Source organism: Psychromonas sp. MME2 (assembly GCF_040566515.1).
Lineage (GTDB): Bacteria > Pseudomonadota > Gammaproteobacteria > Enterobacterales > Psychromonadaceae > Psychromonas.
Genome location: NZ_JBEWXI010000002.1, coordinates 337,907 through 351,720, shown reverse-complemented (window position 1 = coordinate 351,720; position 13,814 = coordinate 337,907). Strand labels below are relative to the sequence as shown.

The 13,814-nt window shown below is 37.3% G+C and carries 10 protein-coding genes and 2 pseudogenes; 4 read left to right on the top strand and 8 right to left on the bottom strand.

What is annotated here, in order from left to right; translation table 11 throughout:
* Window positions 1-784: 784 nt before the first annotated feature.
* The 5 genes from mnmE to rpmH form a co-directional block, all read right to left on the bottom strand.
* The gene (gene mnmE / locus AB1A03_RS01995) at window positions 785-2,152 is read right to left on the bottom strand and encodes a tRNA uridine-5-carboxymethylaminomethyl(34) synthesis GTPase MnmE (protein WP_354622904.1); all 1,368 of its coding nucleotides are present in this window, start codon (window positions 2,150-2,152) and stop codon (window positions 785-787) included.
* Between the two features lie 79 nt (window positions 2,153-2,231).
* A complete protein-coding gene (yidC, locus tag AB1A03_RS01990; RefSeq protein ID WP_354622903.1) occupies window positions 2,232-3,893 on the bottom strand; it encodes a membrane protein insertase YidC in 1,662 nt (553 codons plus the stop codon).
* Window positions 3,894-3,911: 18 nt separating this feature from the next.
* A complete protein-coding gene (gene yidD, locus AB1A03_RS01985; RefSeq protein WP_354622902.1) occupies window positions 3,912-4,172 on the bottom strand; it encodes a membrane protein insertion efficiency factor YidD in 261 nt (86 codons plus the stop codon).
* On the bottom strand, window positions 4,139-4,495 hold the full coding sequence (rnpA, locus tag AB1A03_RS01980; protein WP_354622900.1) for a ribonuclease P protein component: 357 nt from the start codon (window positions 4,493-4,495) through the stop codon (window positions 4,139-4,141). The genes yidD and rnpA overlap by 34 nt, the downstream gene beginning before the upstream one ends.
* 10 nt (window positions 4,496-4,505) lie before the next feature.
* Window positions 4,506-4,640: a 50S ribosomal protein L34 gene (gene rpmH, locus AB1A03_RS01975; protein ID WP_015466401.1), complete on the bottom strand. Its 135-nt coding sequence runs from the start codon at window positions 4,638-4,640 to the stop codon at window positions 4,506-4,508.
* A gap of 519 nt (window positions 4,641-5,159) precedes the next feature.
* Between rpmH and dnaA the strand changes: the two genes are divergently transcribed.
* The 4 genes and pseudogenes from dnaA to gyrB all read left to right on the top strand — a co-directional run bounded on the left by dnaA (window position 5,160) and on the right by gyrB (window position 11,220).
* Entirely contained in the window at window positions 5,160-6,527 is a 1,368-nt protein-coding gene (gene dnaA, locus AB1A03_RS01970; protein WP_354622899.1) for a chromosomal replication initiator protein DnaA, read from the top strand.
* Between the two features lie 22 nt (window positions 6,528-6,549).
* Window positions 6,550-7,653: a DNA polymerase III subunit beta gene (gene dnaN / locus AB1A03_RS01965; protein ID WP_354622898.1), complete on the top strand. Its 1,104-nt coding sequence runs from the start codon at window positions 6,550-6,552 to the stop codon at window positions 7,651-7,653.
* Between the two features lie 44 nt (window positions 7,654-7,697).
* Window positions 7,698-8,633: a DNA replication/repair protein RecF gene (gene recF, locus AB1A03_RS01960; RefSeq protein WP_354622897.1), complete on the top strand. Its 936-nt coding sequence runs from the start codon at window positions 7,698-7,700 to the stop codon at window positions 8,631-8,633.
* Window positions 8,634-8,791: 158 nt separating this feature from the next.
* Window positions 8,792-11,220: pseudogene (gene gyrB, locus AB1A03_RS01955) on the top strand (DNA topoisomerase (ATP-hydrolyzing) subunit B).
* 234 nt (window positions 11,221-11,454) lie between these two features.
* On the opposite strand, the gene AB1A03_RS01950 reads toward gyrB, so the two are convergent.
* The 3 genes and pseudogenes from AB1A03_RS01950 to AB1A03_RS01940 all read right to left on the bottom strand — a co-directional run bounded on the left by AB1A03_RS01950 (window position 11,455) and on the right by AB1A03_RS01940 (window position 13,790).
* The gene (locus AB1A03_RS01950) at window positions 11,455-11,790 is read right to left on the bottom strand and encodes a branched-chain amino acid transporter permease (RefSeq protein WP_354622896.1); all 336 of its coding nucleotides are present in this window, start codon (window positions 11,788-11,790) and stop codon (window positions 11,455-11,457) included.
* Window positions 11,791-12,498 (bottom strand): AzlC family ABC transporter permease, encoded by a 708-nt coding sequence (locus AB1A03_RS01945; RefSeq protein WP_354622895.1) that lies wholly within the window; start codon window positions 12,496-12,498, stop codon window positions 11,791-11,793.
* Between the two features lie 33 nt (window positions 12,499-12,531).
* Window positions 12,532-13,790: pseudogene (locus AB1A03_RS01940) on the bottom strand (valine--pyruvate transaminase).
* Between the last annotated feature and the right edge of the window lie 24 nt (window positions 13,791-13,814).

Here is a 13,814-nt window from a genome sequence, read left to right as displayed (position 1 = left end):
AAAAATTTCGGCTATTTGTACCGAGTAAGCAGCTGGCAAACATGCTCAGATAAGATGGGTATAATGAATAATAAAGTGAAAATTTTTATTTTATAAAAAGAGGAAGGGCAGCCTAAGCTGCCCTAGTTTAGTCTCCCTATCTAATCCTTGATAGTAGATGCTCCTTGCATTACATCCTTTTGACTATGCCCATCTAGGCGTCCACTTCCCATCCTTTGGCCGATATCCGTATACATCCATGCGATAAACAATCCTGTTTACCCTACATCTCCAATCCAAGGAGGTGTCCTTTGTCATCCTGACTAATAATAACAATCCAGTTATTATCAACCTTCAATCCTAGAAGGTGCTCCCTAACTACATCCTGTAGTTGATCCTTATATCTTCCTGATTAGATAAATAATCCCTATTTATCCGTTATAACATCCTGTTACTATCCTTAGCATTGAGATAACTTATTTACATCCCGTAAACTTTATCTCTGCTTCGGAATAAATAATATGCCTTTTTCCAATAAAATAATTGGAAAAAATAACAATCATTCGTGACAACAAACAAATAAAAACAAAATATCCTTTTATTTTCAATTTGTTAATTGTTTTTTCTCGCCACTTTCTATCTTAAATCTCTTGTTAAAAAGCACGATATCCGCATTGGCCTATAGTCGATATCTCACAGCCATACCCATGCTATTTCAAGATACAAAATCCGAAAAAAAGTGCCAATATACGATGCATACAGTTTTAACCACAAGCAGTGGCACTAATAACAATAAGTAGAGTGGTTATTTGCCGATACAAAAGCTTGAAAAGATGCGCCCGAGTAAGTCATCAGAGGTAAATTCGCCGGTTATTTCACTCAAATATTGTTGCGCTAAACGCAGCTCTTCAGCTAATAACTCACCGGCTTTATACTCTTCTAGTTGAACTTTGCCTTCAAGCAAGTGGGATTGTGCATTATCAATCGCTTCTAAATGACGGCGTCTTGCCATAAAACCACCTTCGGTATTACTTTGATAACCCATAATCTCTTTAAGATGCTCCTTTAGCTCTGTAACGCCAAGGCCGGTTTTCGCTGATATTCGATAAACAGGATGATGCTGATGTTCTGTTACAGATAAGCTCTCACCAGTTAAATCGGCTTTATTACGAACAACGGTTAAGCCGATATTTTTAGGCAGTTTATCAATAAAATCAGGCCATATTTCATGGGGATCTTCGGCATCGGTGGTCGTTGCATCAAGCATAAATAAGACTCTATCAGCACTCTTTATCTCATCCCATGCGCGTTCAATACCAATTTTTTCAACTTCATCCACACCTTCACGCAAACCTGCCGTATCAATAATATGCAATGGCATACCATCGATATGAATATGTTCACGCATCACATCACGAGTCGTACCCGCTATATCTGTTACGATTGCGCTCTCTTTGCCCACTAGATTATTCAGTAAGCTTGATTTACCTGCGTTAGGTCGCCCAGCAATAACCACTTTCATCCCTTCGCGTAAAATGGCTCCTTGTTTCGCTTGCGCTTGTACAGCATCTAAATTCGCCATTATTTGTTGTAAATCTGCAGCAATTTTACCATCGCTTAAAAAATCAACCTCTTCCTCAGGGAAATCAATGGAGGCTTCAACATAAATACGCAGATGAATCAGGCTTTCTACTAAGTGATGAATTTTTTCGGAAAACTCTCCCTGTAGAGAGTGTAGGGCGCTTTTAGCAGCCTGCTCAGAAGTGGCTTCAATCAGGTCAGCAATAGCTTCAGCTTGCGCTAAATCGAGCTTATCGTTCATGAAGGCTCGTTCGGAAAACTCTCCAGGCTTGGCACTGCGAATGTTTTCGATGGTTAAAATAGCCTTGATTAGCATATCCATCACAACTGGACCACCATGCCCCTGTAACTCTAAAACATCTTCGCCAGTAAATGAGTTAGGCGCTTTAAACAACAAAGCAATCCCTTCATCCAAAACCTCATTATTTTGATTTTTAAAAGGAAGATACTCTGCATATCGAATGCGGGGGATTTTGCCCAAAATAGCTTCAGCAACCACTTCGACATCAGGCCCTGAAATACGAATAATGCCAACGCCTCCTCGACCGGGTGCGGTCGCTTGAGCAACAATAGTATCACTATTTTGGATCATGATTTTTCCTCAAAAAATAAAGATAAAAAAGGCGACTCTAATAGTCGCCTTTTATTTTAGCCTTAGCTCATTAACAAAGCTATTTCTTCTCGTTAAGCCCTTTTTTCTCAAAGCTGCGATAGATAATTGTTTGTTGAATCAAGGTGACAATATTGCTCACTAACCAGTAAAGTACCAAACCTGCTGGGAACCAAAGGAAGAAGAAGGTAAATACCAGAGGCATATATCTCATAATCTTCTGCTGCATAGGATCTTGCACGCTGTTCGGTGACATTTTCTGGATAAAGAACATACTAACTCCCATTAAAATAGGTAATACATAGTATGGGTCTTGTACTGATAAATCCTGAATCCACAACATAAATGGTGCATGACGAAGCTCTACAGACTCCATTAATGACCAGTATAACGCGATGAAAATAGGCATCTGTAATAGGATAGGGAAACAACCACCAAGCGGGTTAACCTTCTCTTCCTTATAAAGTTCCATCATCGCTTTAGATACTTTCTGGCGGTCTTCTCCATAGCGATCACGTAAGGCTTGAATCTTTGGTTGTAAAAGACGCATTTTAGCCATTGAAGTATATTGCGCTTTAGTTAGTGGATAAAGTGCGCCTTTTACCGTAAAGGTAATTAATATAATGGCAATACCCCAGTTACCAACAATGCTTTGGAAGAAAAGTAGCAGTTTAAATAACGGTTGGGCAATAAACCATAACCAACCATAATCAACACTTAAATCAAGATTTTCTGCTGTTTTAGCCATCTCTTTTTGTAATTTTGGACCAACCCATAGGTTTGCTTTAATCTCAGCAACACTATTTGCATCAATCGTTTTCAGTGGCGCTTTAAAACCGATTGCTGCATCTTTATTCTGAATAATGGCACTGTATAGTTGGTTGCTATCTGTCGGAGAGGGGATCCAAGCCGCTACAAAATAGTGTTGTAACATGCCAACCCAACCACCTTGTGTAGTTTGACTAAGCGCGACGTCTTTCATGTCATCAAAACTATATTTTTTATAACGTGTTTCTGCTGTCGAATAAGCGCCACCTCGGTACACAGGCATCATTAAATTGGTACCTGAATCGTGAAGGCTCTCTTTTAATTGTCCATATAATTGAACATTTAATGGCTCAGCAGTATTGTTTTCTATTTTGTAGGTAACATTAACCACATATTCGCCACGTTTTAGCGTGAATATTTTAGTAAACTTGTTACCATTTTCATCGACAAAGCTTAATGCTGTCGATACGCTATCCGCACCATCAGCAAGGGTAGCTTGAGGCTTTTCAGCTCGATAAACTGGTCGCCCTTTTTTGCTTGCATCGGGACCTTGCCCAATCAACCCACTTTGTGCAATGTAGGTGAAATCATTGCTATCTTCAAGTAAACGAAACGGCTCAATCGAATGAAGTTGTGCATTATAATCTAACAAATCTGCAGAGGTAATATCCCCCCCACGTAGAGAGATATCTAAACGTAACGTATCATTTTCGATAACGACCGTTTGGCTGCTCATATCTTCGCTAGGCACTTCGCTATCAGTTGATAATTGAGCCGATGCTGGAACATCTGCGCTAAAATTATTACTTGATGGCACTGAAGAGGCGTTATTATTTGCCTGTTCTACTGTTTGAGTTTGTGCAACAGGTGGGTTCTTTTCAATTTCCCATGCCTGATAAAGCAAAAAGCTCACGAATAGCAAAGCGAGTAAAAGTAAATTGCGTTGGGATTCCATAACGTTTATTAATCTCTTTTATTTAGGTTTATTTTTATTAACACAACAAGTAGGCACAGGATCGTAACCACCTTCACTTAAAGGCTGACATTTTATAAGACGCGAAGCAGCTAGCCAACATCCTTTTATTATTCCATGCAATTTTATCGCTTCGATCGCATAATGAGAGCAACTTGGCGTAAAACGGCAACGGGGCCCAATCATCGGACTGATTGCTATTTGATAAAATCGAATAAATTTAATAATTATCCACTGCAACGCTGTACTAATTTTCGCCATAATTTATCCAAAATTTTATTAATTTCTTGATTTGATAAATCAGCAATACCCGCTTTAGCAATAACCACAATATCAATTGCAGGCAGTTGCTGTTGTTGATGACGGAATTGTTCTCTTATAATGCGACGAATACGATTACGGCCTACAGCACGTTTAATATGCTTTTTAGGAATAGCCATTCCTATACGAGGGTGATCTAATGTATTTTTTCGGGCAAGAAGAGTGAGGTGCGGTGAAACTGCTGGGATAGCATTTTTAAATACAGGTTGAAAATCATCGGGAGTTAACAGACGTAACTCCCGAGAAAACGAATAATTTACCACGTCTGGTAGATTATGCGCTTAAGCTTGCGCGGCCTTTAGCACGACGACGAGCTAGTACGTTACGACCATTTTTAGTCGCCATACGAGTTCTGAAGCCGTGTGAACGCTTACGCTTAATGTTGCTAGGTTGAAAAGTACGTTTCATGCTCTTTTCCACTTATTAGTTAAGTACTGTACAGTAGCCACTATTTTTAGCTTATTATTGGTAAATCGCTCAATGAGCAAATCATAAATAATAAAGAAAAAGAGTTAGCCGATTAAAAAGAGAGCGAATTCTATGTATTGATTGACCAAAAGTCAATCAGAGATGCTTCTTTCAAGCAGATTAAATCGTTTTCCATAAAAGCGTTAGCTTAATATCGATTAATTTAAACTGTGATCCAGACTCAAAAGTCAGGGTGTGGGGATTATATAGAAGCGTGATTAATAAGCAAGGATCTATCAATGATCTTTGCTTATTTTATTTATTGTGCCTGGGATCATGAACGACTTAATACCTATATCCTTCTCTCATCTAGGCTTAATATTGCTAAATTGAATTTAGTTGCACCTAACGAGTATAAATACAAGGATCTTTTTTATTTATTTATTACTAGATCTTGTGGCGAAAAAGCGATCTTATCGGTAGAATTATGCGCCCGAAAATAAATTACTGGAGTGAACGATGTCCCTCGAAATTTGGCAAGAGTGCTTAGCACAATTAAAAGACGAACTGTCAATGGGTGACTTCAGTACTTGGTTGCGACCGTTACAAGCAAATTTCAAAGATTCAACGCTTTCTCTCTACTCTCCCAACAAATACACAAGTGAATGGGTACGTAATAAATACATGGATATTATTGAAAGCAAAGTTCAACAACTTGCTCATCAAGAAAATCCAAAGCAAACAATTAAAATTCGCTTACTGGTCGGTACAGCAAATGCAGATGAACCACAAAAAAGTAGCGCCGTTGTCAATAATGACAACCAGCCGTGGGAAGGTGAAAGTAAAGCGAACAGTGTCGCGCACAAAAGTAATTTAATTAAAAAATATACTTTTGAAAATTTTGTTGAGGGTAAATCGAATAACTTTGCCCTCGCAACAACAAAGCAAATAGCAGAAAATCCCGGTGATGTTTACAATCCTCTGTTCTTATATGCCCATCCAGGATTAGGGAAAACCCATCTTTTACATGCTGTAGGTAATGCGATTCTGGCAGAAAATCCAGAAAGCAAAGTGGTCTATATTCGCTCAGAACGTTTTGTGCAGGATATGATCAATGCAATCCGCAACAATACTATCGAACAGTTCAAAGAATACTACGCATCACTTGATGCACTATTAATTGATGATATTCATTTTTTTGCCGGTAAAGATCGTTCTCAAGAAGTACTATTTCAAACTTTCAATTCGATGCTCGATGCACATCAGCAAGTTATATTAACCAGTGACCGTTTTCCAAAAGAGATTGAAGGCATTGATGAACGACTGCGTACTCGTTTTGGTTGGGGATTATCTATCCCCATCGATCCACCGGAATTAGAAACCCGTGTTGCGATATTAATAACTAAAGCAGAAGAGCGCGGCTTAAAATTACCCGATGATGTTGCTTTCTTTATTGCCAAACGTCTAACCATTACCGATGTTCGCGTATTAGAAGGGGCGATTGCAAATATTTCAGCAAAAGCACAATTTACAGGACAAGATATTACGATATCTTTAGTACAGGATGCGCTGCGTGATATGTTAGCGGTACACACCAAACAGACAACTATTGATAATATTCAAAAGGTCGTCGCAGAACATTACCGCATAAAAACCTCAGATATGTCATCAAAAAGACGCACTCGAACCGTTGCTCGTCCTAGACAAATAGCGATGGCTTTAGCTAAAGAATTAACCCAACATAGCTTGCCTGAAATTGGCGAAGCATTTGGTGGACGTGATCACACTACGGTTTTACATGCTTGTCGTAAGGTAGCTGAATTACGCCGTGAAAATAATGATATTCAAGAAGATTATAAAATCCTGATCCGTACACTTTCAATGTAATTGCTACAAGGTTATTTATATTATGCTGTTTACCATTTCTAGAGACGCATTTCTCCGCCCATTACAGTTAGTCGTTAGTTCAGTTGCAGGAGGGCGTCCGGCTTTACCTATAATGGGTAATATACTTATTGTTGTAAAAGACAATATATTAAGTCTTACGGGTACTGACCTTGAAGTAGAGCTAATTACACAAATCCCCCTAGAGCACCCATCTAAAGAAGGTGAAATAACTGTCCCTGCACGTAAATTGTTAGATATTTGCAGAGGATTATCAGGCCCTTGTGAAATAACGTTTGAAGTAAAAGAAAACAAAGTAACCATACGCTCTGGACGTAGTCGTTACTTACTATCATCATTACCTGCAGCCGATTTTCCAAATATAGAATCATGGCAAAGTTTGCTAGAGTTTACCGTTGCACAGGCGGAATTTAAAAAACTGATAGAACTAACCCAATTTGCCATGGCTAGCCAAGATGTTCGTTATTACCTAAATGGCATGTATTTTGAGGCTTCTGGTCAAGCTTTACGTAGTGTTGCAACGGATGGACATCGACTCGCCTCGTGTTCAATTTCACTCTCTGAAGCCATTAGTGAGCAATCGGTAATAGTACCTAGAAAAGGGGTGATTGAATTAGTTAAGCTGCTGGATGATGAACAAGCAAATGTGACCATTCAAATTGGTCACAATAACCTACGTGCAATTATTGATGGCTTTATTTTTACGACTAAATTAGTAGATGGTCGCTTTCCTGATTATCGTCGCGTTATTCCACGCAACGGTGATAAAGAGTTAATTTCGAGCAGAGAAACACTTAAACAAGCTTTTTCACGCGCTGCTATTTTGTCCAATGAAAAGTTTAGAGGCGTGCGCTTAACACTCTCAGAAAATCTTTTACAGATAACCGCAAATAATCCAGAGCGCGAAGAAGCTGAAGAGTATATTGATGTGAATTACCACTCTGCAGAACTAGAAATTGGCTTTAATGTAAGTTATGTATTGGATGTTTTAAATACAATTAAAAGTGATCAGGTAAAAATAACTTTTAGCTCATCTGATCATAGCGCATTAATTGAATCTATTGATAGTGAAGACTCTCTCTATGTTCTAATGCCAATGCGTTTATAGTCTATTAATATCCTATATTATTTACTAATTAAGAGTCTTGGTTAATGCCTTTAGACAAATTGATAATAAATCAGTTTCGTAATATTCACTCAGCTAACCTGACTTTTAATCACAAAATTAATATTATTGTTGGTGCTAATGGTAGTGGTAAAACATCACTACTTGAAGCAATCTACTTTCTTGGCCTTGGGCGTTCTTTTCGCACTCATCTTAATAACCGTGTTATTAATTATGAGTCCACTGAATTTACCCTATATGGTGAAATTAATCAGCAACAAAATATATTAACCCCGATAGGGCTAAAAAAATCACATAATGGCGATAGTATCGTTAAAATAAATGGTATATATGCTAAGAATTTAGCCATGTTAACGCAATATTTACCCATACAATTAATCACACCAGAAAGTCATACTTTGTTATCGGGAAGTCCCAAAAATAGACGAGCTTACTTAGACTGGGGCGTTTTTTATCATGATCAGCACTTTTACCATAACTGGGCTCGCATAAAGCGACTATTAAAGCAGCGTAATGCCGCTTTAAAGCAATGTAAGACTTACAAAGAGCTACAAGTATGGGATAATGAGCTTTGTCATTTAAGTGAGCTGCTGACAGTACAGAGAGAAGCTTATTTTAATCTGTTGATGCCACTAGTGGAAACAACCCTTAAAGACTTTTTGCCTGACTTTACTATTAGCAGCCAATTCTTTTGTGGGTGGGATAAAAACAATAAGTCACTGCAAAATTATTTAGCAGATAATTTTATGCGCGACAAACAGCTTGGCTATACAACAGCTGGTCCGCAAAAGGCTGATTTAAGATTTAAAATAAATAAGCTACCCGTTAGTGATGTTTTATCAAGAGGGCAGCTAAAACTATTTGTTTACGCCTTGCGCCTTGCACAAGGATTATTTTTAAACTCAATGAATAATAAACAGTGTGTTTTTTTAATCGATGATTTTAGTTCTGAGTTAAATTAGGCCAAACAATCTATATTAGCAAAACACATTAGCAATTCCGATGCTCAACTCTTTGTTTCTGTTATAGAAAAAGATAACATTGAGACTTTGTTTGGACATCAACGCACCATGTTTCACGTGGAACATGGCAAGATTACAGTAAAATAGGTGAAAGTATTATGGCTGAAAATAGTTATGATTCGTCAAATATAAAAGTACTAAAAGGGTTAGATGCGGTACGAAAGCGTCCTGGTATGTATATTGGCGATACTGATGATGGTACTGGTTTACACCACATGGTATTTGAAATACTGGATAACTCTATAGATGAAGCGTTAGCTGGCCATTGTAGTGACATCATTACAACTATCCATACTGACGGCAGTGTTTCTGTGCGTGATAATGGTCGTGGAATACCAGTAGATATCCATAAAGAAGAGGGGGTTTCTGCAGCCGAAGTGATCATGACGGTATTGCATGCTGGCGGTAAGTTTGACGATAATTCTTATAAAGTATCGGGTGGTTTACATGGTGTTGGTGTCTCTGTTGTAAACGCACTTTCTAGCAAACTACGTTTGACAGTAAAACGAAGTGGCAAAATACATCAACAAACATATAACAATGGCGTACCAGAAGCACCATTGGCCATCATTGGTGACTCTGAACAAACGGGGACTGAAATTCGTTTTTGGCCAAGTAAAGAGACTTTTTCAGATGTTCTTTTTCACTATGATATTCTAGCTAAAAAATTGCGCGAACTCTCTTTTTTAAACTCGGGAGTTTCAATTAAATTAATTGATAAACGCGAAGAAGATAAATCGGATCACTTTTGTTACGAAGGTGGTATTAAATCTTTCATCGAATTTTTAAATAAAAATAAAACCCCTGTTCACCAAAAAATATTTCACTTTGCCGTTGAAGGTGAAGACAATATAAGCGTTGAAGTAGCAATGCAGTGGAATGATGGTTTCCAAGAAAACATCTACTGCTTTACTAATAATATTCCCCAGCGTGATGGTGGTTCTCATTTAACAGGTTTCCGTGGAGGCTTAACTCGTACTCTAAATAATTACATGGAAAATGAGTTTGCTAAAGTAAAAAACAACAAAAACAAAACATCAACGGAAGGCGGTGACTCACGCGAAGGCCTAACAGCAGTAATATCTGTTAAAGTGCCCGACCCAAAATTCTCATCACAAACGAAAGATCGCTTAGTTTCATCGGAAGTACGTCCGATAGTTGAAAGTACAATGAGTGAGAAATTACAAGAATTCTTACTAGAAAATCCTGCTGAAGCAAAAATAATTACAGCTAAAATTATTGATGCAGCTAGAGCACGAGAAGCCGCTCGTAAAGCGCGTGATATGACACGTCGTAAAGGTGCTCTCGATTTAGCTGGTTTACCAGGTAAACTAGCAGATTGTCAGGAAAAGATCCAGCGCTTTCTGAACTATACATAGTGGAAGGGGATTCTGCTGGCGGCAGCGCTAAGCAGGGAAGAAATCGTAAAAACCAAGCTATTTTACCGCTTAAAGGTAAAATTCTAAATGTAGAAAAAGCGCGCTTTGATAAGATGCTATCTTCACAGGAAGTTGCAACGCTAATTACTGCGCTAGGTTGTGGAATTGGCCGTGACGAATATAATCCAGAAAAAACACGTTACCATCGCATAATAATTATGACCGATGCCGATGTTGATGGTTCGCATATTCGTACATTGCTACTGACTTTCTTTTATCGTCAAATGCCAGAACTTATCGAACATGGTTATATCTATATTGCACAACCGCCTCTCTATAAAGTCAAAAGAGGTAAGCAAGAAACTTACGTTAAAGATGAATTTGAGTTACAAAAATATTTAACCACATTAGCAATGGAAAACTCTTCTTTACACGTAAATGCTGAAGCACCAGGAATATCAGGGATCGCACTTGAAGGTTTAATACAACGTTACCGTGCGGTACAAGATACGATTGAACGTTTAAAACGTCGTTTCCCGGTACAAATTCTAGATAAACTTATCTATAAACCAGAATTAACGGTAGATAATCTTTCCGATAAGACCCATACAACTAATTGGGCTAATGACTTAATTGAAACGTTAAATAGTGAAGATTTACAAGGGACTATTTATAGTGCTGATGTTGTTCTTTCTGAAGATGAATTAACAAATAAAGTGATCATCACTGTACGTAAACATGGTGTAGATACTAAATTTACCTTTGATGAAGAATATTTTGGCTCAGACGGTTATAGCTCTTTAGTCTCTATCGGGAATGAAATAACAGATGTTCTTGAAGAGGGCGCTTATATCAAGCGTGGCGAGCGTACAAAAGAAGTTAGTAATTTTATTGATGCTGTTAACTGGCTCATGAATGAGTCTAAGCGTGGTTTATACATCCAACGATATAAAGGACTAGGTGAAATGAATCCAGACCAGCTATGTGATACAACGATGGATCCAAATACACGCCATATGTTACAAGTGACAATAGAAGATGCTGTGGGTGCAGATCAACTATTCTCGACTCTAATGGGTGATAATGTAGAGCCGCGTCGTCAATTTATCGAAGAAAATGCACTACGTGTAGAAAATTTAGATATTTAATAACTTTAAAGTAAGTTTATACTAATAAAAAGCCAGCTTCTCAAGCTGGCTTTTTTATTATCTTTTAGGAAATATGCATAATTGAATGCTATGAAAATATAGAAAGCTGTTGCCGCTACTAACTATTTAGTAATAATACCCTAACAAAGAACCGACTATCTAAAATAACAATTTAACACCACATGTTCCACGTGAAACTAAACTGATTTTTTCATTTTATTCGAACTGATTTTGTTAACTAAATAGTATTGAATTCTGACAGATATACATATAAAGAGCAGTACCTCCCATAATGCTAAACAGAGCATTACCACGCCATAAATGCAGAGTGATAACTAAAAGTAGTGCTAATATTTCTGCTGGACCATCTGTAAATTCATTAAAACGTAGATCGCGAAAACAATAAATCAATAATAAAACCATCACAACCGGTGGTAAGTAACGCCCTAAATAAATCAATACAGGGTGTTCACTTACTTTATAAAGTACAACAAACGGTAATGCACGGGTAATAAAAGTAACAATAGCCATAACGCTAACAAATAATAAAAGGTAATAGCTATCTTGCATTTATAGGTTCCTCTGCTCGATCTCATCATTTGCGATTTGTTTTCGCTGTGAAATTAGCAAGGCTATAATGGAAACTAAAATAGACATTAGTAACATATTATCGCGGCTAAAAAGCCAGATTGATATAAATGCGATAACTGCAGCCATCAAAAATGGCCATGGCTCTCGAATCGATTTATATTGCTCGATCACTAATACCATAAATAATGCAGGAAGGGTAAACTCTAATCCGGAAGTATTTACATTGATATTCGCGCCGATAATAGCACCAAAAGTACAACCGATTATCCAATAACTATGATTCAGAAACGTAATTAATAGGTATAAATTAGTTTTCCCTTGTTCTTCCACAGGACGCGTACCCGTTAACAAAGAATAGGTCTCATCGGTAAGTCCAAAAATTAGATACATTTTTCGTAGCCAACTGGTCTTAAATTTATTAAGTAGTGTGATACCATAAAACATATGGCGGGAATTTAAAAGCAATGTAGCAATAGCGACTTCAATCAAATTAGCATGATTTGCTAACAAACCAACAGCAATAAATTGTGCTGCACCAGCGTAAATAATAGTCGCCATCAATGTGGCATATATCCAATGAAAGCCAAGTTCATTAAAGAGTATACCAAATGCCATGCCCATCGGAATATAACCACACAATACGGGGAATGTGTTTTTTAACGCTTCTAATAGGAGTGATTTATTCATTAATATCATTTAATTTGTTTCACGTGGAACAGATTAAACGCTCCCAGTTTCATACAAAGCATTAATTGTATCAGCAATAATATCAATAGCTCGCACTAATACCGTTTCAGATTGTGCATAGTTTAAACGAATACATTCATTCGTATGCGGCCATTGTTGAGATAAACCAGGAAAAAAATAATGACCAGAGACAACGATGACGCCTTTCTTTTTGAGTATTTTATATAATGAATCAGAGCTGATTGGCAAATCTTTAAACCATAACCACAAGAAGAGTGCACCTTCTGCTTCATGGATTCTAAAATTAGGGCTTTTAATTTTATCTTGTAATAGTTGTATGGCGCGTTGCGATTTATTTTGATAAAAGGGTTTAATGACCTGATCACTTAATTTTAAAATATCTCTGCTTTTAACTAATGGCAATGCAATCTCAGGCCCAATAGAACCGGGTGATAAAGCCATTATTCCCGACAAGTTAGACATTGCCTTAACTATTTTAGGGTTTGCGATAACAATACCACAACGAGCACCAGGTAAACCAAATTTAGATAAACTCAAACAAATGATTGTGTTTTCATTCCAAAAAGGGGTTACATCCGCAAAAATCATATTAGGAAATGGCACACCATAGGCATTATCAATAATCAGGGGAATATTATTTTCATGCGCTAATTTATCTAATTTTTCAATTTCATCATCCGTTAAAACGTTCCCGTTGGATTAGTGGGGCGAGAAACACAAATGGCAGCGATATCATCGTCAATTTTTAATGCATCAAAATCAACATGGTATTTAAAGTGTCTATTTTCAAGTTCTGATATTTTCGGTTTAACAGCAACAAAAACATCTTCACTGACACAGGCATCTGCATAGCCTATATATTCTGGTGCAAGTGGAAATAAAATTTTACGTTTTTTTCCTGCTTTAAAATCACCAGCTAATAAATTAAACAGGTAGAAAAATGCACTTTGACTCCCATTCGTCAACATAATATTGTCTGCGGTTAAGCCCCAATCATACAGCTCATTGAAAAGTTCAACGAGGGCATCAATAAAACTATTTTTCCCCTGTGGTCCATCATAATTTGCCAGTGTTTTTAACAACTTACCTTGATCAAGTAATTTTTGTAATAGACCTTGTATTGTTATTTCTATTTCAGGAATAGTGGCTGGGTTTCCTCCTCCCAACATTAACAAGTCATCACCACCTTGAACACCTTGGTTAAGATCATCCATTAATTCTGTAATACCAGAATGACGAGTAAATTTATTTCCAAAAATAGAATAGGGCATTTTTTCCTCTATAAATTTATATGT

Coding starts and splice junctions, on each gene's coding strand:
- mnmE (WP_354622904.1), bottom strand. CDS start 2,152: ATGATCCAAAATAGTGATACTATTGTTGCTCAAGCGACCGCACCCGGT.
- yidC (WP_354622903.1), bottom strand. CDS start 3,893: ATGGAATCCCAACGCAATTTACTTTTACTCGCTTTGCTATTCGTGAGC.
- yidD (WP_354622902.1), bottom strand. CDS start 4,172: ATGGCGAAAATTAGTACAGCGTTGCAGTGGATAATTATTAAATTTATT.
- rpmH (WP_015466401.1), bottom strand. CDS start 4,640: ATGAAACGTACTTTTCAACCTAGCAACATTAAGCGTAAGCGTTCACAC.
- dnaA (WP_354622899.1), top strand. CDS start 5,160: ATGTCCCTCGAAATTTGGCAAGAGTGCTTAGCACAATTAAAAGACGAA.
- dnaN (WP_354622898.1), top strand. CDS start 6,550: ATGCTGTTTACCATTTCTAGAGACGCATTTCTCCGCCCATTACAGTTA.
- recF (WP_354622897.1), top strand. CDS start 7,698: ATGCCTTTAGACAAATTGATAATAAATCAGTTTCGTAATATTCACTCA.
- AB1A03_RS01950 (WP_354622896.1), bottom strand. CDS start 11,790: ATGCAAGATAGCTATTACCTTTTATTATTTGTTAGCGTTATGGCTATT.
- AB1A03_RS01945 (WP_354622895.1), bottom strand. CDS start 12,498: ATGAATAAATCACTCCTATTAGAAGCGTTAAAAAACACATTCCCCGTA.